The 23,264-nt window shown below is 66.1% G+C and carries 19 protein-coding genes; 11 read left to right on the forward strand and 8 right to left on the reverse strand.

The window, feature by feature from the left end; translation table 11 throughout:
* Positions 1-9: 9 nt before the first annotated feature.
* Entirely contained in the window at positions 10-624 is a 615-nt protein-coding gene (locus FHS96_RS06615) for a CAP domain-containing protein (RefSeq protein ID WP_429588683.1), read from the reverse strand.
* A 1-nt stretch (position 625) separates the two neighbouring features.
* On the opposite strand from FHS96_RS06615, the gene hemW reads away from it, so the two are divergent.
* Complete coding sequence (gene hemW / locus FHS96_RS06620) at positions 626-1,783, forward strand: radical SAM family heme chaperone HemW (RefSeq protein WP_429588684.1); 1,158 nt, start codon at positions 626-628, stop codon at positions 1,781-1,783.
* A 15-nt stretch (positions 1,784-1,798) separates the two neighbouring features.
* On the opposite strand, the gene FHS96_RS06625 is transcribed toward hemW, so the two are convergent.
* Entirely contained in the window at positions 1,799-4,117 is a 2,319-nt protein-coding gene (locus FHS96_RS06625) for an FdhF/YdeP family oxidoreductase (RefSeq protein WP_429588685.1), read from the reverse strand.
* 115 nt (positions 4,118-4,232) lie between these two features.
* Between FHS96_RS06625 and mazG the strand changes: the two genes are divergently transcribed.
* Complete coding sequence (mazG, locus tag FHS96_RS06630) at positions 4,233-5,042, forward strand: nucleoside triphosphate pyrophosphohydrolase (protein WP_429588686.1); 810 nt, start codon at positions 4,233-4,235, stop codon at positions 5,040-5,042.
* Positions 5,043-5,099: 57 nt separating this feature from the next.
* Here the strand turns inward: mazG and FHS96_RS06635 are convergent, their stop codons facing one another.
* Positions 5,100-7,001 (reverse strand): PhoX family protein, encoded by a 1,902-nt coding sequence (locus tag FHS96_RS06635; protein ID WP_429588687.1) that lies wholly within the window; start codon positions 6,999-7,001, stop codon positions 5,100-5,102.
* Between the two features lie 214 nt (positions 7,002-7,215).
* On the opposite strand from FHS96_RS06635, the gene rimO reads away from it, so the two are divergent.
* A complete protein-coding gene (gene rimO / locus FHS96_RS06640) occupies positions 7,216-8,553 on the forward strand; it encodes a 30S ribosomal protein S12 methylthiotransferase RimO (protein WP_429588688.1) in 1,338 nt (445 codons plus the stop codon).
* Positions 8,554-8,579: 26 nt separating this feature from the next.
* Here rimO and FHS96_RS06645 read toward each other — a convergent pair whose 3' ends face one another.
* Positions 8,580-9,167: a hypothetical protein gene (locus FHS96_RS06645; RefSeq protein WP_429588689.1), complete on the reverse strand. Its 588-nt coding sequence runs from the start codon at positions 9,165-9,167 to the stop codon at positions 8,580-8,582.
* 65 nt (positions 9,168-9,232) lie between these two features.
* Between FHS96_RS06645 and FHS96_RS06650 the strand changes: the two genes are divergently transcribed.
* From FHS96_RS06650 to FHS96_RS06685, 8 genes are all read left to right on the forward strand, one after another.
* Positions 9,233-10,636, forward strand: coding sequence for a leucyl aminopeptidase family protein (locus FHS96_RS06650; RefSeq protein ID WP_429588690.1), 1,404 nt, complete (start codon positions 9,233-9,235; stop codon positions 10,634-10,636).
* Positions 10,637-10,751: 115 nt separating this feature from the next.
* Complete coding sequence (locus FHS96_RS06655) at positions 10,752-11,075, forward strand: MarR family transcriptional regulator (RefSeq protein ID WP_025292147.1); 324 nt, start codon at positions 10,752-10,754, stop codon at positions 11,073-11,075.
* 118 nt (positions 11,076-11,193) lie between these two features.
* On the forward strand, positions 11,194-11,775 hold the full coding sequence (locus FHS96_RS06660) for a C40 family peptidase (protein ID WP_429588691.1): 582 nt from the start codon (positions 11,194-11,196) through the stop codon (positions 11,773-11,775).
* Positions 11,772-12,701: an N-acetyl-gamma-glutamyl-phosphate reductase gene (gene argC / locus FHS96_RS06665; protein WP_429588692.1), complete on the forward strand. Its 930-nt coding sequence runs from the start codon at positions 11,772-11,774 to the stop codon at positions 12,699-12,701. Before FHS96_RS06660 ends, argC begins: the two co-directional genes overlap by 4 nt.
* A 73-nt stretch (positions 12,702-12,774) precedes the next feature.
* Complete coding sequence (locus tag FHS96_RS06670) at positions 12,775-15,060, forward strand: ATP-dependent helicase (protein WP_429588693.1); 2,286 nt, start codon at positions 12,775-12,777, stop codon at positions 15,058-15,060.
* Positions 15,061-15,116: 56 nt separating this feature from the next.
* Positions 15,117-15,611 (forward strand): pyridoxamine 5'-phosphate oxidase family protein, encoded by a 495-nt coding sequence (locus tag FHS96_RS06675; protein ID WP_429588694.1) that lies wholly within the window; start codon positions 15,117-15,119, stop codon positions 15,609-15,611.
* A 146-nt stretch (positions 15,612-15,757) separates the two neighbouring features.
* Positions 15,758-16,084 (forward strand): META domain-containing protein, encoded by a 327-nt coding sequence (locus FHS96_RS06680; RefSeq protein ID WP_429588695.1) that lies wholly within the window; start codon positions 15,758-15,760, stop codon positions 16,082-16,084.
* A gap of 122 nt (positions 16,085-16,206) precedes the next feature.
* Positions 16,207-16,821 (forward strand): DUF6198 family protein, encoded by a 615-nt coding sequence (locus FHS96_RS06685; RefSeq protein WP_429588696.1) that lies wholly within the window; start codon positions 16,207-16,209, stop codon positions 16,819-16,821.
* A gap of 15 nt (positions 16,822-16,836) precedes the next feature.
* Here the strand turns inward: FHS96_RS06685 and FHS96_RS06690 are convergent, their stop codons facing one another.
* The 4 genes from FHS96_RS06690 to FHS96_RS06705 all read right to left on the reverse strand — a co-directional run bounded on the left by FHS96_RS06690 (position 16,837) and on the right by FHS96_RS06705 (position 23,116).
* Positions 16,837-17,685 carry a phosphodiesterase gene (locus tag FHS96_RS06690; RefSeq protein WP_429589658.1) on the reverse strand — a complete coding sequence of 283 codons (849 nt, stop codon included), beginning with the start codon at positions 17,683-17,685 and terminating at the stop codon, positions 16,837-16,839.
* A 113-nt stretch (positions 17,686-17,798) separates the two neighbouring features.
* Entirely contained in the window at positions 17,799-19,607 is a 1,809-nt protein-coding gene (locus tag FHS96_RS06695; protein WP_429588697.1) for a cytochrome c3 family protein, read from the reverse strand.
* 7 nt (positions 19,608-19,614) lie between these two features.
* Positions 19,615-20,514 carry a hypothetical protein gene (locus tag FHS96_RS06700; RefSeq protein ID WP_429588698.1) on the reverse strand — a complete coding sequence of 300 codons (900 nt, stop codon included), beginning with the start codon at positions 20,512-20,514 and terminating at the stop codon, positions 19,615-19,617.
* Positions 20,515-20,614: 100 nt separating this feature from the next.
* Positions 20,615-23,116 (reverse strand): cyclic nucleotide-binding domain-containing protein, encoded by a 2,502-nt coding sequence (locus FHS96_RS06705; protein ID WP_429588699.1) that lies wholly within the window; start codon positions 23,114-23,116, stop codon positions 20,615-20,617.
* Between the last annotated feature and the right edge of the window lie 148 nt (positions 23,117-23,264).

Here is a 23,264-nt window from a genome sequence, read left to right on the forward strand (position 1 = left end):
CGGGAGGGGTTATTTCCGCGTCGGCGTTCCCACCATCGGATCGAACCCGATCACATTGCCCGACGGCGTGTAGCGGCACACCAGATACTCATGCGTCCGGCTTGCTGCGAAACCGCAGCCGAACGCCGTCGTCGTGCGCCAGATGATCTGGGTATAATGTCCAACGTCACGGACATTGCCGTTCCGGCTGACGTCTGGAAAGCGACCGCGCTTGAACAGCGGCTTTTCGCGCACCCAGCTGTCCGCCATCTCGCGATAGGCGTAGGCGGTACGCGTGCCCATCCAGATATTCTCGCCCTGCACCGGATTGCCGCGCGGCAGCGCGCTGTGAGCGAAGCGGCCGCTGCGCGCCATGATTGCCGCATAGCCGGCGGCGTCGCGCGCCAACACATCGCTCCACGCCAGTGCGGCCATGCCGGCATCGGCGCGCGTGCGATTGTGGATGCGCACCATCTCCGATCGCAGCAGCGCCGTGCCGCGCGGTTGCGGGCGCTGGTCGACCCATGCCCTGCGCTGGACGGGAAATTCCTCTTCCTCTGCCCCCGCCGGTGTGGACGACGCGGCGCCGGCCGCGATCAGCATTGGCCAAAGCACCCGCCGAAGGCTATGGCGCGCGGCGATCATCATGACATCCCTCGATACAACCGATCCGTTGGCGCTCTATGTGCACTGGCCGTTCTGCGTTTCCAAATGCCCCTATTGTGATTTCAACAGCCATGTCCGCGCAGCGGTCGATCAGGATCATTGGCGCCGCGCGCTGCTGACCGACCTGCGGCATGAGGCGGAAAACTTCGAGCGCCGGCCGCTGACCTCGATCTTCTTCGGCGGCGGCACACCTTCATTGATGCCCCCCGCGACCGTCGCCGCGATCATCGACGAGGCGCGGCAGCTCTGGGGCTTCGCTCCCGACATCGAGGTCACGCTGGAGGCCAATCCCTCCTCAGTGGAGGCAGCGCGCTTCGCCGATCTCGCGGCGACCGGCATCAATCGGGTTTCGCTGGGGCTGCAGGCGCTCGACGACGCGACGCTCGCCTTCCTCGGCCGCGCGCATGATGTGAACGAAGGGCTAGGCGCGCTAGATGTCGCCCAGCGCCATTTTTGCCGGGTCAGCTTCGACCTGATCTATGCGCGGCCCAACCAGTCACCCGACCAATGGGCGCGCGAGCTGAACCGCGCGATCGGTTTCGGTACCGGCCATCTCTCACTCTACCAGCTTACCATCGAGCCCGGCACGCGCTTCGCGACCGAGGTCGCCGCCGGGCGCATGCACCCGCTCGACCCCGATGCCGCCGCCGACCTGTTCGAGGCGACGCGCGAGACGAGCGCGGCGGCGGGCATCCCCGCTTACGAAGTCTCCAACCACGCCCGGCCAGGCGAGGAGAGCCGGCACAACTTGGCCTACTGGCGGTACGACGATTATCTCGGCGTCGGCCCCGGCGCGCATGGCCGGCGCGGCGGCGTCGCCACGCAGCGCCGGCGCAAACCGGAGAACTGGCTGGCCGCGATCGACCGCAATGCACACGGCATCGAGCGTGAGGATATGCTGACCCCGGAAGAACGCGCCGCCGAGGCACTGCTGATGGGGCTGCGACTGGACGAGGGCCTGTCACTGAGCCGCGTCGCGGCGCGATCCGGCGTCCCCGTCGAGCGGCTGATCGATGCGGCGCGGCTGGAACGGCTGGCGGCGCAGGATGTGATCGAGCGCGACGGCGATCGGTTGCGCGTGCTCCCCGCCGGCATGCTGCTGCTCGACCATATCCTTGGCGAGATCGTCGCCGTCTGAGCGCCGGATAGGCGGTCAGGCGGTTTCGGCCGGAGCCTCCGCCCGTGCGGCCGTCATCGTCACCCGCACCGACTTGTACGACGGCGTCCCGCTCTCGCGATCATGGTCCTCCAGCGGCACCAGGCAGTTCGCCTCCGGATAATAGGCCGCGAGCGATCCCCGCGCGATCGCGTGCGCGACCACCGTATATCCCCGCAGCGCCCTGCCTGGCCCCGCCGCGATGTCGACCACATCGCCATGCTTCAGCCCCATTGCCGCCAGATCCTCGGCATTGGCGAACACGATGTCGCGCCGGCCGGTGACGCCGCGATAGCGATCGTTCAGTCCGTAGATCGTGGTGTTGTACTGGTCGTGGCTGCGCACCGTCGTCAGCATCAGTTCGCCATCATCGCCTTTGGCGCCGGTGATGGGGTGAACGATGAAATGCGCCTTGCCGTCCGGCGTGTTCCACACCCGGTCGGAAGCGCCGACCGTCAGGCGGAAGCCACCCTTCTGCCGCACGCGCGCATTGAATTCGCGGAAGTCGGGAAACACTGCCTCGATCGCGTCGCGGATCCGGTCATAGTCCGCGACCAGCCAGTCCCAGTCGATCGCGACGTTTGGCAGCGTCGCCTTCGCCATGCCGGCGACGATCGCCGGCTCGGATTTGAGATCGGGCGTCGCGGGCTTCAGCCGGCCGCGCGACGCGTGGACCATCGACATCGAATCCTCGACCGTGATGTACTGCGATCCGCTCTCCTGCTCGTCATGCTCGGTGCGGCCGAGGCAGGGCAGCACGATCGTCTCGCGCGCCAGAAGCAGGCAGGTGCGGTTGAACTTGGTGAGGATGTTCACCGACAGGTCGAGCTTGCGGAACGCGGCGAAGCTGGCTTCCGGATCGGGCATCGCGACCGCGAGGTTGCCGCCCAGCGCGATCAGCGCCTTCGAGCGCCCCTCGCGCATCGCCTGCAGTGATTCCACCGCGGCGTGGCCGTGCGCGCGCGGGCTGGTGATGCCGAAACGCGCGTCGAGCCGCGCCAGCATCGCCTCGCCGGGGATCTCGGTGATGCCGACGGTGCGGTCACCCTGCACATTGCTGTGGCCGCGCAATGGGCAGATGCCCGCTCCCGGCTTTCCCATATTGCCGCGCAGCAGCAGCAGGTCGGCAAGCAACTGGACATTGGCGGTACCATGACCGTGCTGGGTGATGCCCATGCCGTAGCAGAGGATCACCCGCTCGGCCGCGGCATAGGTCTTCGTCATGCTCTCGATCGCGTCCCGGGTCAGGCCGGAACGGCGAACGACATCGCCCCATTCGGTGGCGGCAAGATCCGCAGCGAGCGCTTCGAAGCCGGTGGTGTGTTCGGCGATGAACGGTCGGTCGAGCAACCCTGGCCCGCCCGCCGCCAGATCAGCCGCATCCATCTCCAGCAGCGCCTTCATCATGCCCTTGAGCATCGCGCTGTCACCGCCGACGCGCAGCAGATGATAGGCGGAGGCGAGTTGCGTCGAGCTCGGCGTCAGCATTTCGCTGGGATGCTGCGGCGACTTGAACCGCTCCAGCCCACGCTCGCGCATCGGGTTGGCGACGACGATCGGCACGCCGCGCCGCGCCGCCGCAGACAAGGTGGAGAGCATGCGCGGGTGATTGGTGCCGGGATTGTGCCCGATGCAGAAGATCGCGTCAGCCTCGTCGAAATCCTCCAAGGTCACTGTGCCCTTGCCCACGCCGATCGACTTGGGCAGCCCGACGCTGGTCGCCTCGTGGCACATGTTGGAACAGTCGGGGAAATTGTTGGTGCCGAAGGCGCGCGCGAAAAGCTGGTAGAGGAAGGCCGCCTCGTTCGAGGCACGCCCCGAGCAATAGAATTCGGCCTGGTTGGGATCTTCCAGCGCCTGTAGCCCGGCGCCGATCCGCGCGAACGCCTCGTCCCACGGAATGATCGTGAAATGGTCGGTGGCGGCGTCGTAGCGTAGCGGATGGGTCAGGCGGCCGGCATCCTCCAGCGCATGATCGCTCCAGCCGAACAATTCGGTGGCGCTGTGGCGCGCGAAGAAATCGGCGTCGACGCGCTTGGCCGTCGCCTCCCAGGTGACGGCCTTGGCGCCATTCTCGCAGAACTCGAAGGAGGAGGTTTTCTTGGGGTCCGGCCAGGCACAACCGGGGCAGTCGAATCCGGTCGGCTGGTTCATCTGCAGCAGCGCGCGGGTGTCTGTGGAAGCACCCATCTGCTCCTTGATCGCCACCGCCACCGCGCGCAACGCCCCCCATCCGCCCGCCGGCCCGTCATAGGGCGCAACGCCGTCGATATGATGGTCATCGGCATGCGGGAGGGTGGGATCGCGATCGGCCATGGCCGTTCCTTCCTGTTTTGACCTTTCCATCCCTCTGCCAGAAAAGATCGGGCAAGGGGACCTTCACCGGCCTACAGCAGGCCATAGGCACATGTCAGTTGTACGGGAGTATGTAATGACCGAGACCGTCCGGCCCCCTGCCCTTTCGCGCACCACGGCCGATAACGCGTCTGTGGAGCCGCTGGTTGCGATCATGGCGCAGCTGCGTGACCCCGTGAACGGCTGCCCGTGGGACGTCGCGCAGACCTTCAAGACGGTCGCGCCCTACACGATCGAGGAAGCCTATGAGGTCGCCGACGCCTGCGAGCGCGACGATATGGCGGCGCTGAAGGACGAGCTTGGCGATCTGTTGCTGCAGGTGGTGTTCCACAGCCGGATGGCCGAGGAAGCCGGCGCCTTCGCGCTGGGCGACGTCGTCGCCGCGATCTGCGCGAAGATGATCCGGCGCCACCCGCATGTGTTCGGCGATGGCGGCGGCGGGCCTGGATCGTGGGAGCGGATCAAGGCGGAGGAGCGCAAGGCAAAGGAACCCGATCCGAGCGCGCTCGCCGGGGTCGCGCTGTCGCTGCCCGCCTTGCTCCGCGCCGTAAAGATCCAGAACCGCGCCGCCCGCGTCGGCTTCGACTGGCCGGACGAGGAAGGACCGCGGCAGAAGGTCGAGGAGGAAATGCTCGAGGTTGTCGAGGCGACCGACGCCGCGCATATCGAAGAGGAGATCGGCGACCTGCTGTTCGCGGTCGTCAACTGGGCACGCCACAAAGATGTCGACCCCGAGGTCGCGCTGCGCACCGCCAACGCGAAGTTCGAGCGCCGCTTCCGCGCAATGGAGGCGATGGCGGGTGACGGTTTCGCCTTGCTCGATCTCGATGCGAAGGAGGCGCTGTGGGCTCGCGCCAAGCAGGGCGGAGAGCCGACGAAGGCCTGAACGAAAAAGGGCGGCAGCCGAAGCTGCCGCCCTCCTTCTCGTCCAGTCGACGGACGATCAGGCGCCGACGGGCTTGCCGTCGGTACGACGCACCACGATCGTCGAGGAGCGCGGCTCTTCACCGTTCACCGGCCAATTCTCGGTCGGATGCTGGATGTTGATGAAGAAGGTCGCCAGATCCGGCGTGTAGGCGATACCGGTGATCTCGCAGCCCACCGGGCCGACGAGGAAGCGCGTCGACCGCTTCGTTTCCGTATCGATGTGGTACATCGAGTTGTTGCCGAACGCGTCGACGATCGTCACGCCGCTCACGCCGGAAGTCCCGGGGAGCGAGTGATCGGTCTGCACCCACAGGCGGCCCTGCGGGTCGACGCGCAAGCCGTCCGGGCTGGAGAAGGTGTCGCCGTTGATGTCGCCGACCAGGTTGGTGCCACCCGAACGCAGCACCGGATCGCCGGCGAGCAGGAAGATCTCCCAGGTGAAGGTGGTCGCCAGCGGCGAGTCACCCGCTTCGCGCCACTTGATGATGTGGCCATGGCGATTGGTGACGCGCGGGTTGGCCGGATCGGTCACGCGACGGCTGCTGTTGTTGGTCAGCGTGCACAGGATCGACTTGTCCGGGGCGACCGTGATCCATTCCGGACGGTCCATCACGGTGCCGCCGGCGACTCGCGCCGCCGCGATCGTGTTGACGACCACATCCGCCTGCGTGGCGAAGTCGACGGTCTGCGGCGTCTGCGGACCCTGCGACGTGTTGCCCGGATCGGTCGCGCCGACGACCAGCCCGTTCTTGCCCTGGGTCAGTTCGCGCCACTCGCCGGTGCCGTCGCCATTGAAACGCGCGACATAGAGCGTGCCGTTGTCGAGCAGATCCTTGTTCATCGACCGGGTGGTCGTCGAATAGGGGCTCGCGGGCACGAACTTGTAGATGCAACCCGGCGTACCGTCATGGCCCATGTAGATCGCGACGCGGTTGGCGCTGTCGGTCAGATAGGCGGTGTTCTCATGGTCGAAACGGCCGAGCGCGGTGCGCTTGGTCGGCACGCCGAACTCGTTGTACGGATCGATTTCGAGCACCCAGCCATAATGATGGGCGGGACGCGCGGGCTCGAGATAATTGTCCGTGCTCTCTTCGCAGGTCAGGTAGGTGCCCCACGGCGTCCGGCCGCTGGCGCAGTTGTTCAGCGTGCCCACCGCCTTGGTGCCGGTGATCGCGGTGCCCGGGCCGCTCATGTTGTAGCTGACGCGACCATGCCAACGGCGATTGCGCGGCGAATCGCTCTTCACCGACCACTTGCCGTTGTCCGCACGAACGACCTCGATGACCGAGACGCCGACATGCGAGGCGACCAGACGCTTCTGCTCTTCGGTCGCGGTCGCGGGGTCGTAGGCGGAATCCGCGAACAGGATGTTGAGATCGGGATATTCGTGGTTGATCGCGAGCAGGCCGCCCTTGTTCGGGTCGACGCCCTGGATCTCGAAGAATTCCATGCCGTCATGGTTGCCGCCTGCGAGCGCAAGCGTCTCGCTGGAAGGCTGGAACGCGCCCGAATAGCCGGTCGAACCCGGCAGCACCGGATCGCCCGCCTTGAACAGCACCTCGGCGACATAGCCGGCCGGAACGGTAACCTGGTCGTTCTGGTTTTCGGCCACCGGCTGGAACGTCACCGCATAGCTCACCGTCGGCGTCGGGGTGGGGGTCGGCGTGGGAGTGGGAGTCGGTGTCGGAGTGGGGGTCGGCGTCGGCGTTGGGGTCGGCGCGGGCGAATCATCGTCGTCGTCGCAGGCGGCGGTGAAGCCGCCGAGGCCGAAGACGAGCGCCAGGCCGGCGCTCTGCTTCAGAACGGAGCGACGCGCAGGATTGGCGGCGACGATTTCCTCGAGGGTCGACCCCTCGGGCATGGTGACGACCTGGTCGGCACGCGAGGCGGCACGCGCCTCGTCGGTCAGATGGGACATGGCTGGACTCCCTGTTGTCGTTGAGCGGCAATCAGGACAATCCCCACCGCCAACCATGGCGCGCTAGATGCGCTCCATGACCCGGAAATGAATTGTGCGAGACAGGTTTGCGACAGTCGTGACGGTTTCGAGACGGTTGTGCGACAGGGTGAGATGGCTGCGCTTCGCGACGGGATGACAATTGGGTGAGGAACGCCTATGTGGGCGGCCTCCCATGGCAACGAAACTTCCCACCCCGCCGAAAGTCGGCATGGTCTCGCTTGGCTGTCCCAAGGCATTGGTCGATAGCGAACGGATTCTCACCAAGCTGCGTTCGGACGGCTACGGGCTGTCGCCCGACTATGCCGGCGCGGACGTCGTCCTCGTCAACACCTGCGGCTTCCTCGACAGCGCGAAGGAAGAAAGCCTCGAAGCGATCGGCGAAGCCATCGCTGAGAATGGTCGCGTGATCGTCACCGGCTGCATGGGCAACGAGGCGGACGTGATCCGCGCCCGCTTCCCCAACGTGCTCGCTGTGACGGGCCCTCATCAATATGAGGCGGTGGTGGGTGCCGTACATGAGGCGGCGCCGCCCGTCCCCTCCCCCTTCGTCGACCTCGTTCCCGAAGGCGGTCTGAAGCTGACGCCGCGGCACTACAGCTATCTGAAGATCTCGGAAGGCTGCAACCACCGCTGTTCGTTCTGCATCATCCCTTCGATCCGCGGCGACCTGGCGTCGCGCCGGCCGGATGCGGTGCTGCGCGAAGCCGAAAAGCTCGTCGGCGCAGGCACGCGCGAACTGCTGGTGATCAGCCAGGATACTTCGGCCTATGGCGTGGACCTGCGTCACAAGGCGTGGCCCTGGAAGGGCGGCGAGGTGCGCGCGCACATGACCGATCTGGCGCGCGAACTCGGCAAGCTCGGCGCCTGGGTGCGCCTGCACTATGTCTATCCCTATCCCCATGTCGACCAGGTCATCCCCCTGATGGCGGAGGGGCTGCTGCTCCCCTATCTCGACATCCCGTTTCAGCATGCGGCGCCCAATGTGCTGAAGGCGATGAAGCGCCCGGCGAACGAGGCCAAGGTGCTTGAGCGGCTGCGCGGCTGGCGTGAGATCTGCCCCGACATCGCCGTTCGTTCGAGCTTCGTCGTCGGCTTCCCCGGCGAGACCGAGGCGGACTTCCAGTATCTGCTCGACTGGCTCGACGAGGCGCAACTCGACCGCGTCGGCGCATTCCGCTTCGAACCCGTCGAGGGCGCTGCGGCCAACGCGCTGCCCGGCGCCGTGCCCGAAGAAGTCAAGGAAGAGCGCTACGCCCGGATCATGGAGAAGACCGCGGCGATTTCGGCGGAAAAGCTCCAGGCGAAGATCGGCCGCACGCTCGACGTGATCATCGACTTGGTCGACGAGGATGGCGGTGCCACCGGTCGATCCAAGGCGGATGCGCCCGAGATCGACGGCGAGGTCCAACTCCGCGACACGACGGGCCTGAAGCCCGGCGACATCGTGCCAGTGCTGATCGAGGACGCCGACGACCACGACCTGTTCGGCGTTCCGCTGCAGGCGGCCTGAAGCGGCTGGGTAGCCGCTCGTCGCAGTCAGCGCGGCGGACGGATGCCGAGTTCGCGGTCACGCCGCTGCGAGCGGCGCACGAGGATGACGATCAGCGCGATCAACCCGATCGCAAAGATCAGCATGATCATGCCGACGATCGGCAACACCTTGTCCACCGTCTCCAGCGCCTCGAGATCGGCTGGCTTGGTCTGGGATCGTTCGACGTTCCAGCCCGTCAGCAGCAATGGGCCGCCTTCGGATGCGAACTGCAGCTTCGTCGTCGTCCACGTCTTCTCGTCGGTGGTGACGAGCGTGAAGGACTTGCTGCTGCTGCTCTTCCCATTTTCGTAATTGCTGTTGGTCGAATAGGCGATGAACTCGGTCTTGCCGGGGCTGGCGGGGAAGTGGCCTGCGGCGGTGGCAAGCTGCGGCAGGCTGTCCGCCTTGATCCCGGGTGCCAGTATCGCATCGAATCCAGTCGCGTCGCGGGTGCGGATATCCTCGATCACCCCCATCGCCAGCGCGCGATCCTCATCCGAAACGAGGCGATCGACCATCTTGCGCAGGGAACATCCACCAAGCGCCAGCGCGATCGATGCGATCAGCAGCCATCTGCCCCATTGCCCCATCATTTTCCCTTCCCGCAGCGTCGCATAGCAATGCTTCCACCCGGCGCGAACAGGCCGTAACAGGGAGCATGACCGACTTTTCCGCTTCGCTCCAGCCCGATCGCGGGCAATCCGCGGTTTCGATCGCCCTCGTCGACAAAGCCGGCTTCGAAGGCTGGCTGAGGCTGCAACCGCCGCGCACCCGCGCCGCGGTCGCCGCGCAGAAGTTCAAGGGCGAAGCCCAGGCGATGGCGATCCTGCCGGGTGAAAAGCCCGAGGAATGGAGTGTCGTCGCCGGCGTTACCGATGTCCAGTCGCTGGGCACATGGTGCCTCGCCAAGGCCGCGGGGCAGTTGCCAGAAGGTGTCTACCGGCTGGAGAGCGGAGATCCCGGCGCCGCGACGCTGGGCTGGCTGCTCGCGCATTACAGCTTCGATCGCTATCGCAGCGCCGAGGCCGCCGCGGCACCGCGCACATTGCTGTCACGCGACGCCGCGCGTATCGACGAGACGGTGCGGATCGCTGGCGCGGTCGGCCAGGTCCGCGACATGGTGAACGTGCCGGCCGCCGACATGGGCCCCGCGCAGCTTCAGGCGGAAGTGGAGGCGCTGGCACGCGACTTCGGCACCAAGGCGGTCGTCACCGGCGGCAAGGCGCTCGCGGAGCAGTTCCCGATGGTGCATGCGGTAGGCCGCGCGGCCGATCCCGCGCGCGCGCCGCGAATGCTTGAGCTGGTCTGGGGCCGGCCCGAACATCCTCGCGTGGCGATCGTCGGCAAGGGCGTGTGCTTCGACAGCGGCGGGCTCGATATCAAGCCATCCTCCGGCATGCGGCTGATGAAGAAGGATATGGGCGGCGCGGCGCATGCTATCGCGCTGGCGCGGCTGGTGATGGCCGCGCGACTGCCGGTGCGGCTGCATCTGCTGGTGCCCGCCGTCGAGAACGCGATCGCCGGCGACGCGTTCCGGCCCGGCGACATCCTGCGCAGCCGCAAGGGGCTGAGCGTCGAGATCGGCAACACCGATGCAGAAGGCCGACTGATCCTGGCCGACGCGCTGACCCGCGCGGTCGAGGAAAGCCCCGCACTCGTCATCGACTTCGCCACGCTTACCGGCGCCGCCCGCGTCGCACTTGGTCCCGACCTGCCCGCCCTGTTCAGCAACGACGATGCGCTCGCGGCCGGGTTGCTGGCAGCCGGCAGCGCGGTCGACGACCCGCTGTGGCAGCTGCCGCTGTGGTCAGGCTATGACGAGATGCTCAAGTCCGACATCGCCGATCTCAACAATGCGCCTGAAGGCGGCTTCGCCGGAGCGGTGACGGCGGCGCTGTTCCTGCGCAGGTTCGTGCCCGAAACCGTGCAATGGGCGCATCTCGACACCTTCGCATGGCGACCCGCGGCCAAGCCTGGCCGCCCGCGCGGCGGCGAAGCGTTGGGGCTGCGCGCGGCGTGGCGGTCGCTCTCCCAGCGCTTCCCCGCGCAGGCTTCCAGCTAACCGCCTCACAGTAAACGGATCGGACACGAAACCAGCCCGAGGTTTGCGCGTTCTCTGCAACGCCGCATAACAGTCGGAGTAACGGGACGTGCCGGAGCGAGGACTGAGGGGATGGATGGAGACTCTCGTCGACTATGTCCGCTCGGGTGAACCAGACCTTACCAACCGCCAGATGGCGCTGATGCTGCTCGTTTATCTCACGCCGGGACCGCACACCGTGCGCGGCCTCGCGCGCGGGTTGAATGTTTCGAAGCCGGTTGTCACGCGCGCCTTGAACAGGCTGGGCGCGCTCGGCTATCTGCGCCGCCAGCGTGACGAAGCGGACCGCCGCAATATCTTCGTCGCGCGCACGCGGGAAGGAACGGATTTTCTTGAAGGCTTCGGCAATCTCATCGACGATCACGGCAAGGTCCCCCAGCGCGAACGCGTCACGGCCTGAACGTTTCGCGCTCACAGGAACGTCCTGGAGCTACGATCCGCGCGTTCACGCCGCGCGGCGCGACATCGCCGACATCGCCCTCGCCGGTCGCCTGTTTGCGCCGCATTACGCGCGTCCGATGATGATGGTTGCAACAGTTGCTCATCTGCCGCTCTATGATCGGCCGGGTCCTGCCGGCCGCCAGACATCCGAATTGCTGCTGGGCGAGCATTTCGCCGCGATCGACATAGGCGGCGGCTGGGCCTGGGGCTATTGCGCGCACGACCATTACGTCGGCTATGTCGCGCTCGACGGGCTCGGGGCTGGCGACGACAAGGCGGTACGCATGTCGACTGCCGGCAATCATGCTGATCCCGCCGCGCTCGCGCAGTCGCTGATTGGCACACCCTTCCTCACTGGCGGGCGGAGCGGTGCTGGCGTCGATGCTGGCGGGCTCATCCAGATCGCGCTCGCGCCTTTCGGCGCTGCCGCGCCCCGTGATGTCGATCTTCAGCGTAGCGCACTGGGCACGGTGATCGACGACGGCACTGCCGTGCGTAACGACCTTGTCTTCGTTGCCGGCCATGCCGGCATCATGGCCGATTCGGACACGCTGATCCACGCGAGCGGCAGCGCGGGGGCTGTGGTCGCCGAGCCGCTGGCCGACGTGCTCGCCCGCCTGGGGAGCGAAGATCTGCTCGTTCGGAGGCTGGGCGCATGACCAACTTGTTCATCGATGGCGGTGCCGGCACCACCGGGCTCGAGATCGAGGCACGGCTTGCCGGTCGCGCAGATATCAGCCGGATTGAACTGCCCGACGACAGGCGCAAGGATGCCGGCGCCCGCCGCGAGGCGCTGAACGCCGCCGATGTCGCGATCCTGTGCCTGCCCGACGATGCGGCGCGTGAAGCGGTGGCGTTGATCGACAATCCGCACACGCGGGTGATCGACGCATCGACCGCGCATCGCGTGGCGGCCGGCTGGGCCTATGGCTTCCACGAGATCGAACCGGGCGGCCGTGAGCGGCTGGCGGCGGCGATGCGCGTCTCCAACCCCGGCTGCTACCCCACCGGCTTCCTCGGGCTGGTGCGGCCGCTGGTCGCCGCCGGCCTGATCCCCGCGGACTGGCCGATCAGCGTCAACGCCGTCTCTGGCTATTCGGGTGGCGGCAAGGCGATGATCGCCGAGTTCGAGAATGGCGACACCGATACCGCATGGCGCGGCTATGGGCTGAACCTCGCGCACAAGCATGTGCCCGAGATGATGAGCCACGCCGGCCTCACGGTGCCGCCGCTGTTCGCGCCCGCGGTGGTGCACACGCTTCGCGGCATGATCGTCGAGGTGCCGCTGCAGCTTGCGTCGATGCCCGGGCGGCCGACGCCAGCCGCGCTGCGTGAGGTGCTGGAGGCGCATTATGCCGCTTCGCCGATCGTGCGGGTTATGCCGGCCGAGGCGCTGGCCGGGCTGACCATCGAACATGCCGCCGGCACAGACCGGCTCGACCTGTTTCTGTTTGCCAGCCCCGATGGCGGCCAAGTGCGGCTGATTGCCGCGCTCGACAATCTCGGCAAGGGAGCTGCCGGTGCTGCGGTGCAGACGCTCAATATCCTGACCGGGCAGGACGAGACGCTGGGCCTGACACTGTAGGGTATCGCCGCAGGCACGGCGGAGGCAGGCGCCCGGCTTGCCTCGGGACGCCTCGTTCCCTACCTGTTCGCGCGTGAGTCTCGCTGTCCCCACCCCTTCGCCGAACGACCCGCCCTATCTGCGCGGGCTGAATGAACCGCAACGCCAGGCGGTGCTCACCACCGAAGGCCCGGTGCTGGTGCTCGCCGGCGCCGGCACGGGCAAGACGGCGGCGCTGACTGCGCGCCTTGCGCATCTGATCGCGACCCGGCGTGCGTGGCCGTCGGAGATCCTTGCGGTCACCTTCACCAACAAGGCGGCACGCGAGATGCGCGAGCGTGTCGGCCGGCTGGTGGGCGATGCTGTCGAAGGCATGCCATGGCTGGGCACCTTTCACGCGATCGCCGCGAAGATACTGCGCCGTCATGCCGAGTTGGTCGGGCTCCAGGCCAATTTCACGATCCTCGACACCGACGACCAGTTGCGCTTGCTCAAGCAGTTGATCGCCGCCGCCGAGCTTGACGAGAAGCGCTGGCCGGCGCGCCAGCTTGCTGGGCTGATCGATCGCTGGAAGAATAAGGGGCTGGTTCCGGCCGACCTCGATGCCGGCGAAAGCGAGCTGTTCGCGAATGGTCGCGGCCAGGAACTGTATCGTGCCTACCAGGATCGGCTGCGCGCGCTGAACGCCTGCGATTTCGGCGATCTGCTGCTGCACATGCTGACCATCCTCAAGCGCCATCGCGATGTGCTGGAATTGTATCAGCAGCGCTTCAAATATGTGCTGGTCGACGAATATCAGGATACCAATTCAAGCCAGTATCTGTGGCTGCGGTTGATCGCGCAGGCGCGCAAGAACATCTGCTGCGTGGGTGACGACGACCAGTCGATCTATTCGTGGCGCGGCGCCCAGGTAGAAAATATTCTGAAGTTCGAGAAAGACTTCCCGGGCGCGGCTATCATCCGGCTCGAACAGAATTACCGGTCGACGCCGCACATCCTCGCCGCCGCCTCGGCCGTGATCGCGAATAATGGCGGCCGCCTCGGCAAGTCGCTGTGGACGGAGCGCGATGCCGGCGAGAAGCTGCAGGTGGTTGGCGTGTGGGACGGGCCGGAAGAAGCCCGTCGCATCGGCGACGAGATCGAGACGCACCGGTTGCGGGGCGGATCCTATGACGATGTCGCCATCCTCGTGCGCGCGCAGTTCCAGACGCGCGAACTGGAAGACCGCTTCATCCAGATCGGCTTGCCCTATCGCATCATCGGCGGCTTCCGCTTCTATGAGCGGGCGGAGATCCGCGATGCGCTCGCCTATCTCCGTCTCGTCCACCAGCCCTCGGACGATCTCGCGTTCGAGCGCATCGTCAACGTGCCCAAGCGTGGCCTGGGCGACAAGGCGGTGGCGAAGATCCACATGTTCGCCCGCGCATCGGACGCGCCCCTGCTCCACGCAGCCGCGCGGCTGCTCGACACCGATGAACTGACCCCGGCGGCGCGGCGCGCGCTGGGCAATTTCGTGGGCGACGTGGCGCGCTGGCGGGATCGCGCCAACGATCTGCCGCATGCCGAACTCGCCCGGCTGATCCTCGATGAGTCGGGCTATACCGGCGTGCTCCAGGCAGAAAAGAGCGTCGAGGCATCGGGCCGACTCGAAAATCTCAACGAGCTCATCCGCGCGATGGAGGAGTATGAGACGCTTGGCGCCTTCCTCGAGCATGTCAGTCTCGTCATGGACAATGATGCGGCGGTCGAGGACGCCAAGGTCACGGTGATGACGATCCATGCCGCCAAGGGGCTGGAGTTCGACACTGTCTTTCTCGCCGGGTGGGAAGAAGGCGTGTTCCCCTCGCAGCGTGCGCTCGACGAGGGAGGGCTCGCCAGCCTCGAGGAGGAACGGCGCCTCGCCTATGTCGCGATCACGCGCGCGCGGCGCCGCGCGGTGATCCTGCATGCCGCCAACCGGCGCATTTATGGCCAGTGGACGAGTTCGATCCCGTCGCGCTTCGTCGGCGAACTGCCCGAGGCGCATGTCGAGACCGAAAGCAGCATGTCGGGCGGCGAAAGCCTGTGGCGCGCCAACTGGTCTGAACATGCCGACCCGTTCAGCAATGTAGGACGCAGCACAGGCCGCGGCCCCGGCTGGCAGCGCGCGGCAACGACGGGCTCGTTCAGCCGGGAGCCTGCGCGCGTCGTCGAGGCGCGGGCGAGCGCGGTCAGCCTGGGCAACAAGGGCCGCAACGACCTCTCCTGCGGCATGCGCGTGTTTCACCAGAAGTTCGGCTATGGCGCGATCATCGAGATCGAGGGCAACAAGCTGGAGATCGAGTTTGAGACCGCGGGCCGCAAGCGCGTGATGGACAGCTTCGTCACCATTCCGGGCTGAGCGGAACTGTGCCGCACTCCCGCCCGTTCCTTCTGCGTTGATGAAGGAGACACGGGATGCCGACGCCGCAGGAACTAGAAGCCAAATTCTGGAAGGCGCTCAAATCGGATCGGACGATGATGCTCGGGCTGGATGGCGTCGACGACGGCCATGCCCAGCCGATGACCGGACTGACCGAGGGCGATGGCACGCACGGACCGATCTGGTTCTTCACCACACGCGACAACGGCCTGGTTCGTGCCATGCAGCAAAGCCATCGTGCGATCGCCCATTTCACTGCCAAGGGGCATGATCTCTTCGCAACCCTGCACGGCGATTTGCGGATCGAACCGGATCGCGCGATGGTGGATCGGCTGTGGAACCCCTATGTCGCCGCATGGTATGAGGGCGGCAAGGATGACCCGCAACTGCAGCTCATTCGTCTGGATGCCGAGCGCGCGCAGATCTGGCTCGACGAAAAGAGCCTGTTCGCTGGCGCCAAGATGCTGCTTGGGCTGGGCGATCCCAAAGGGGATTATCGCGACAAGGTCGCCGACGTGACGCTGGGTTAAGCCGCTTACGCGGCACGGAATGGGAGGGACGTTCGATGCGGGCGATTGCGATGGTGGTGCTGATCGGCTTGGCTGGATGTGCCGGCACCCCGGCGTCTGACTCGATGTCCCCCCCGCCCTCTTCATCCCCACCGGCCGGCGCCGATGTGAGCACGCTCACTGGCACATGGGCGATCAAAGCAGTCGACAACCAGCCGCTCGAAGGCGCGCCGGCCACCATCGCCTTCGCCGACGACCGCGTTTCGGGCACCACCGGCTGCAACCGCTTCAGCGGCAGCTTCCAGTTGGCGGGGAACATGCTGACGCTCGGCGCACTGGGAACGACGCGCATGGCCTGTCCGCCACCGCTGATGCAACGCGAGACGATGTTGCTCGCTCGCCTCTCCGCGCCGCTCACCGTGTCGAGCACTGCCAGGGGAACCGTGACACTGACTGGCAGCGGCGGCGAGACGGTGGTGCTCGCGCGGCAATAACCCGATCGTCCAGCGTCCGCCTCGGTTGATGCGCGTTTCGGATGGTATAAGGATGGCACCACGCGCGGCGACGGCGCGACCCGGAGAGCATGGCTGATCGGTGTCTAAACAGTCGGGGTCGCATGCAGAAGCCGCTCGAGGGTGCCAGGCCACACAGCCTGTTCGAAGATGTTTACGCGTTGGTTGTCGGCTGTGTGCTGATCGTGTTGGGGCTGGTGCTGCTGCGCGCGGCGGGATTGACGACCGGCGGGATAGCAGGCCTGTCGCTTCTCTTCTCCTACGTCCTGCCGCTGCCGGTCGGCCTGCTGTTTGCGCTGATCAACCTGCCCTTCTTCCTCCTTGCCGGCCGGGTGATGGGGCGGCGCTTCATGATCAAGACGGTGCTTCTCAACCTGGGCATCGTCATCGCCGCGGGGTTGGCGCCCGAGGTCTTTCAGCTTTCCACGATCGCGCAACCGGTCGCGGCTTTTGCGGGCGGCACCGTAATCGGCATGGGAACATTGTCGGTCGCGCGCCATGGCGCCGGCGTCGGTGGTATCGGCGTGATCGGGCTGTGGTTGCAGCAACGCCGTGGCTGGAACGCCGGCCGCACGCAGATCATGTTCGACGCCTTCAGCCTCGGCGCGTCGCTGACCGTGCTGTCGCCCGAGGCCTTCGTCTGGTCGATGCTCAGCGCCGCCGCGATCAGCGGCATCCTGATGGCCTGGCACCGACCGGGTCGCTACACCGGCTATTGAAGCCGGCACTCCCGCTCAGGCGGGGCGTTCGGCCAGCAGGCTGCGGACGAGCGGCTGCATTCGCGTGTCGAACTCGGCGAGAACGGGGTGCGATTCCACCGTGTCATAGTGAGTGACCAGCGTCTCGCCGTTCCAAAGATGCAACGCATAGGCGGGCGGATCAGCGATGATCATCGGGCGCTCGTCGGGCCGATCCGGATCGATCGGCGCGAGGTCGAGCGCGACCTGCGGCGCGGTCGAGGGGCAGACCGAAATCGTCGTGCCCCGCCAGCCGACGGTCACGGGCCGGTGCAGATGTCCACAGATCACCGCGCGCACCTGCCGCCGCCCCGCGATGGCCGCAGCGAAACGTTGCACCCACGGCTCTTCCTCATGTGTCGCCATCCACGCGATGCCGACATCGACCGGCGGATGGTGCATGATGATCGCCACCGGATCTGCCGGCCGCTCCGCGAGCCGCGACGCGAGCCATGCCGCGCGCGTCTCGCAGAAAGCTCCACCGTGGCGCCCCTCCTCCAGCGTGTCGATCACGATCAGCCGCAGCGATCCGGCGTCATGCTCGTACTGGTAGAAGCCGTCGACCGGCGCGATCTCGCCGAACACGGCCCCGAAATTCTCGCGGACGTCATGATTGCCGAGGCAGGACAGGATCGGGATCGGAAAGGCGTCGAATGCCTCGCGCAGTCGCAGATAGCTGTCGAGATCGCCGCGATCGACGAGGTCGCCGGTCGCCAGAACGAGGTCGGGCAAGGGCGACAGTGCCAGAAGCGCGGCGAAGGTGCGATCCAGCCTTTGCCGGTTGAACTCCCCGGGATTGTCGGGGTCGAAGCCCAGATGGATGTCGGTGATCTGCGCGATCAGCACGGCCCCCGCCTTCTTGCGTGCACGCGTCCCCGGATCCACCGCCCAATGCGATTCGTGGATCTGGCTCGCCGTCAAGGGATCGGGGTTGAACACCGATTCCTTCATCGATCCAGTCAGCGGCGCGCGACCGGGGTTGCGCGCGGCTGCCTTCGCCCCTTGCGGCTGTCGCGGGTCAATGTGCTCACCCATGGCGCACCATCATCGGCGTGATAATCGTGGCACATCGCGCAGCTTGACGGCACTTCGACGCGCGCCTTCTCGCCCCCATGGCAGGTGCGGCACGACTTGATGTCGGGTAGCAGCAGATCATTGGCGCTGGCCGAACCCGTCGCCTTGGTGTGGCAGCTCTCGCATGTCTCGGCCTTGTGCGCGTCATGGTCGAACCAGCCCTTCTGCATGTAGCGCATCGGCTGCACGACATCGCCCACATTGAACCCGACGACGCTGGGGCCTGGGGCCGGCGTCACCACGTGGCAATCGTAGCAGGCGCCACCGGGCGAGAAAACGGCGCGGATCGCCTGTTCGGCGCGCGCGGGGCGCTGAAGGACGGCTGAAGCGAAGATGCTCTGCGTGCGGTTCGCCTGATAATCGCCGGGCAGGCGTCGCGCCTGTCCGCCCAGATTGATCGGACGCACCGGACCGGTCGAACGATAGAGCGCACGCAGATCGGCCGCGACCTGCTGCGGTTCGCCATGGCGCAAGGTGCGTACGGTGCCACCGATCGAATCGAACGCCAGACTGTGGCACATGCCGCAGCTCTGCTCCATTTCGACGGGGCGGAAGCGCACGCCATCCGGCGTCGGCTTGTGACAGTCCTTGCACTGCAGGGATTCGCCGAAGCCGAACTCGCCGGACATCGTTTGCCCCATCCGGGCGACGCCGCCGGTCTTCGACATGTGCAGCGCGTGCGGGAACTTCAGCCCGTTATTCTCGCGCGGTGCATCGGCCAGCGAGACCCGGCGCAGCACCGGCTTGTCGCCCGGCTGCACCACCACCGCGGGGTGGAATTCGGGATGCGCGGTGCCGAAATCCGCTGCGTTCAAGATCTTCGTGTCCTTCAGGCGCGTGTCGAGGCTGCCATGGCAGTCGGCGCAGAATTTCTGCGCTGTCGGCTGCATAGGCCCGGCGCCCTCATGTTCGGTGTGACATTCGACACAGCTTCCCTCGGGAACGTTGAACGCCACCTTGAACTGATGCTGAATCTGCCCGCCAAGTCCCGGGGGCGCCTTCGCCATCGCCAGTCGCTCGGCGGGCGCATGGCCGTGCGTATCCTTGTGACAGGCGACGCAGGCATCGTCGCGCACCGATTCGAACGCGTTGACGTGGCAGGCCTGGCAATCCTTCTCCAACGTCTTGTGCGCGAGCGAGAGCTTGCCCGACTCCCACAATTTATCACCGTGGAAGGTCTTCGGGCGCTCGGCCACGCCCTTGTAGGTGACGTAGCTGTAGATCGGCCAGGCCAGGAATACCGCCAGCACCAACAGGATATAGCCATAGGCGCTGAGCCGCTTGCCGGGCAGCAGCGACTGCAGCGTGAACACCTTCGATCGATCACGATCCTCTGCCGAATCGGATACCGCCTCGATCCGCTCGACGGCGAACAGCGGCGTTCCCTCGACGATCGACAGGGTCAGCCGGTGGCTGCCAAAGCGCAGTTCGGCGCCGCGCCCGGCATCGACCTCCTCGCGCATCGTCGGCCGGCCCTCGATCTCGAAGCCCAGACCGCCGATCGTTTCGATCAGCAGCCGGTTGCCACCGAGCGCGGTAACGCGGGCGTGCTGGCGGTCGACCGCGAGGTCTGGCAGCGGAATGCCGTTTTCTGCGCCGCGGCCGATGACGAGCGTATCGCCTTCGACCACCGCGTCGCGGACGATCTCCCGCCCGTCGGCGGTACGTGAAATCTGGCGGACGACGAAGGTCAAGCGGGCCTCACCAGTAGAAGAAGACGCTGACGATGTGCGCGGAAAGCGCGGCGAGCAGTGCGAAGGTCATCGGCACGTGGATGTAGAGCCAGACCTCCAGCAACGCCTTGAGCTTGGCGTGCCTGCGCATCCGCGCAAGCATCGCCTGCTTGCGTTCGAACAACGCATCGATCTTCTCCAGAGGATCGTCGGCGACCCTCGCGCGATATGCCGAATCCCGGCGTAGCTCGATATGCGCGCTCCGGGTGGCGCAGCGTGGATAGCGGCCGCCGAGGCGGGTCAGGATGCCGCCCTTCAGCGGATCATCGTCGAGCGACATCTGCACCAGCGCGGCGTGGCGCTGGTCGAGCGGCTGCGCGGCTTCGTAGAGCTGGCGATCGATGGACTTGAGCGCGTCCAGCATCTGCGGCTCGGTCATCTCGTCGCGGTTGGTGCTGAGCCGTTCCGGCAGCACCGCATAGGCGCCGATGCCGAACATGCCGGAAAGGATGACGACCATCATCATCACCCACGCCAAGGTGTGGACGTTCCAGCCGAGCTGGAAGCCGGTGTGGAGCGTACCGATGACGATCAGGCTAAGCCCGAGATAGATATGCGCGGACGTCCACGCCTTTAGCGACCAGCGCCCCGCCGTCATCGCGCGTTTGCGGACGCCGAGCATCGTCAGCCACAGGATGATCAGAACGCCGACGGTGCCGAGCGTATAGCCATACCAGCTGCCGCCATTGGGGCGCGGCGTGACGTCGATCAGGAAATAGACCGTGATGACCAGCACGCACAGCGCGGTCGCGATCTTCGCCCAGAGATAATTCTGATGCCGGATGAAGCCGTCGTGGAGCGACTGGGAACGCGCCCGCTTTGGCGCAGCGCGCATCGCACGCGGCATGCGGTCAGGCTTGGATGCCATCAGTTCACCCCCTGCGGCGGCAAGAAACGGTGCTGGGCCGGCGATGGCCGCAGCAGCTCATGCTTCCGTCGTTCCGTCATTGCCCGCCCCCCGTTTCGCATCAGCTGCTTTCCCGTTGCAGCCGTGCGATGGAGAGAAAATCATCCGGCGCAACGCGTATCGCGGCGCCCGTTGGGCAGGCGCGCACACAGGCCGGCCCGCCGGTGATGCCGGCGCACATGTCGCACTTGATCGCCTTTTTGGGCTTTTCCACCGCCGGGTCGGAATGCTTGTACGACCAGGCCTTGCTGGGCTCGCCCGGCCCCGGCCCCTTGCCGAGGAACAGCCAGCTCAGGAGCGAGGGTTTGGGCGGCGGCGTGCTGTCCATCCGGATCACGCCGTAAGGGCAATTGCGCTGGCAGTTGCCGCAACCGATGCAGCTGTCATCGATGTAAACTTCGCCGTCCTGGCCGCGATGCAATGCGTTGGGCGGGCAATCGGCCATGCAGTGCGGATGCTCGCAATGCCGGCAACTCGTCGGTACATGCAGGTGCGCATAGGTCTTGCCCGCTTCGCGATCGAGGCGGCTCAGCCCGTCGTGGCTGTCCGCGCAGGCCTTTTCACAATTGTCGCAGCCGACGCACAGATTCTCGTCGATCAGCAGCACGTCGGTCGCCTCACCGATGCCTTCGCCGATCAGAAAGTTGGAAACGGACGAATAGAGATCGACCGCGCCCGAAAAACTGTCCTTCGAGGCCTCGATATAAGCGTTGACGTCCTGCCGCGCCGCCATATCGCGCTTGGCCTTGGCGAGCAGGTCTGGCTTGCGGCGCAGCAGCGCCTCGAACATGTCGCCCTGGAGCTTGATGACCTCCGCCTTCACCGCCGCCTTCACGGTGGCGGTGCGCCGGCCGCCTGCGATCAGTGACATCTCGCCGACATAGGAACCGGCCGGCAGGTAGGAGAGAAACACCGGCTTGCCGCCGATCATCTTCTCGACGATCATCGATCCGGAACGAATGACGAAGACGTCCTTGCCGTCCTCCCCCTCGTTGATCACCGCCTTGCCCGCCGGGATCGTGATGATCTCCGACGTCGCGATCACATCGTCGAGATCATCGGCGGTCACACCCAATCCGAACAGTTGCAGCAACTGGCGCTCGGTGGAGATGCGCGCGATCGCTTGCTTGGCCGAGGGGACGGTCGATTGCAGCTTCAGCGCCGCCGAGCGCGACACCTCGACCGCGATCGTGCCCATCTTGGCGCGCACGGTGGCGCCGCGGCGACGCCCCGAAATCAGCCCAACCTCACCGAAGATCGATCCCTTGCCGACGGTGACCTTGATGTCGGGGTTGGTCGGATTGACCTCGATGTCGACCGCACCATCGGCGATGCCGAACAGCGACGAGCCGGGCGCGTTGCGCTCGAAAATCAGTTCGCCGGCACGATAGGTCCGTGCCTCGCTGTCGAGCATGAATTCGCGCATCTGGAGCTGCGACATGCCGTTGAAGATTTTGATGCGCGTGCGGAGATATTCCAGCCACTCATTTACCGAGCGGGCGCCGGGCATCTCCTTGAACTTCTCGACCAGAATCGGCTCGTCCGCGGGCTTCAGCGCGGTATTGCCGTTGATGAACTCGACGACGTCATAGCCCTGGTTCATGCAGTGCTTGATCAGGGGATAGCCGGCCAGCGCGCCGATCACATAGATGCCGGGCACCGTCGATTCGAAGGTGCGCGACAGTTCGGGATAGGAAACCCGCTCCTCGCTTGTGAAGCGGATGCCGGTGCCGGCAACGCGTTCCTTCTTGCCGTCGCGATCCTCGAACTCGGCACCGCACAGTTCTACGAACCGCCGCGGCGGCGCCGATCCCATGCGCGCGATCACCCGGTCGCAGCGCATACGGCGTTCGCCGTCGCGCGTGTCGTAGGTGATCCAGCCCTGCTCAACCTTCTGCGGCGTCGTGCCACGCAGCACGGTGACGCGCCCCGCCGACTCCGCGGCGAGCAGCGCCTTTACGTTCGCATCCTTGGCGGTGCTGAATTCCATCGACCGGTTGACGATCGTCACGACATTCTGCTGCGCCGGGTCGTCGGCCAGGCCAAGCGCATTCTCGATCCCGGCATCGCCGGCGCCGATCACGCTGATATGTTCGTCCACATAGGCCTTGGGGTTGTCGAGCGTATATTGCACATGCGGCAGATCGCCGCCGGGCACGCGCATCAGATTGGGATTGCCCTGCGTGCCGATGCCCAGAATGACCTGTTCGGCGCGAACGGTCTCGCCATTCTTCAGCTTGAGCGCGAAATCGCCGTTTGCGCCGGTGATCGCGGTCACCTCGGCATCATATTTCACATGGATGCGGTTCTCGGCCGCCTGGCGTTCCCAGGTTCCCAGCACCGTCTCGCGCTTGCCGGCCTCGAAATCCATATCCGAGCGCAGCACGAGCTGAGCCGGCGTCGCCATCACATGCTTGCCGAGCTGATATTTGTAGATCGTATCCGAAAGATGGTCGGTCTTTTCGAGCAGCACGTGGCTGATGCCGAGCTGCGCCGCACGCGCAGCAGCGCTGAGCCCCGCAGGCCCGGAGCCAACAATGGCGATCCGGTAGAGGTCGGTCACGCGCTTACACCCCTGGTACGTTGGCCGGTTTTTCTTGCGGCATCCGTTTTCGGACTGGCCGGATCGAGCGCGAACCCGAGATCACTCTACCATCTTTGGCCGCGACCGCTAGACTTGGAACGTCGAAAATTCACAGGCGGGGTATGAG

Source organism: Sphingomonas zeicaulis (genome assembly GCF_050433225.1).
In the GTDB taxonomy this organism is placed as follows: Bacteria; Pseudomonadota; Alphaproteobacteria; order Sphingomonadales; family Sphingomonadaceae; genus Sphingomonas_D; species Sphingomonas_D zeicaulis.

Coding starts and splice junctions, on each gene's coding strand:
- FHS96_RS06615 (WP_429588683.1), bottom strand. CDS start 624: ATGATCGCCGCGCGCCATAGCCTTCGGCGGGTGCTTTGGCCAATGCTG.
- hemW (WP_429588684.1), top strand. CDS start 626: ATGACATCCCTCGATACAACCGATCCGTTGGCGCTCTATGTGCACTGG.
- FHS96_RS06625 (WP_429588685.1), bottom strand. CDS start 4,117: ATGGCCGATCGCGATCCCACCCTCCCGCATGCCGATGACCATCATATC.
- mazG (WP_429588686.1), top strand. CDS start 4,233: ATGACCGAGACCGTCCGGCCCCCTGCCCTTTCGCGCACCACGGCCGAT.
- FHS96_RS06635 (WP_429588687.1), bottom strand. CDS start 7,001: ATGTCCCATCTGACCGACGAGGCGCGTGCCGCCTCGCGTGCCGACCAG.
- rimO (WP_429588688.1), top strand. CDS start 7,216: ATGGCAACGAAACTTCCCACCCCGCCGAAAGTCGGCATGGTCTCGCTT.
- FHS96_RS06645 (WP_429588689.1), bottom strand. CDS start 9,167: ATGATGGGGCAATGGGGCAGATGGCTGCTGATCGCATCGATCGCGCTG.
- FHS96_RS06650 (WP_429588690.1), top strand. CDS start 9,233: ATGACCGACTTTTCCGCTTCGCTCCAGCCCGATCGCGGGCAATCCGCG.
- FHS96_RS06655 (WP_025292147.1), top strand. CDS start 10,752: ATGGAGACTCTCGTCGACTATGTCCGCTCGGGTGAACCAGACCTTACC.
- FHS96_RS06660 (WP_429588691.1), top strand. CDS start 11,194: ATGATGATGGTTGCAACAGTTGCTCATCTGCCGCTCTATGATCGGCCG.
- argC (WP_429588692.1), top strand. CDS start 11,772: ATGACCAACTTGTTCATCGATGGCGGTGCCGGCACCACCGGGCTCGAG.
- FHS96_RS06675 (WP_429588694.1), top strand. CDS start 15,117: ATGCCGACGCCGCAGGAACTAGAAGCCAAATTCTGGAAGGCGCTCAAA.
- FHS96_RS06685 (WP_429588696.1), top strand. CDS start 16,207: ATGCAGAAGCCGCTCGAGGGTGCCAGGCCACACAGCCTGTTCGAAGAT.
- FHS96_RS06700 (WP_429588698.1), bottom strand. CDS start 20,514: ATGGCATCCAAGCCTGACCGCATGCCGCGTGCGATGCGCGCTGCGCCA.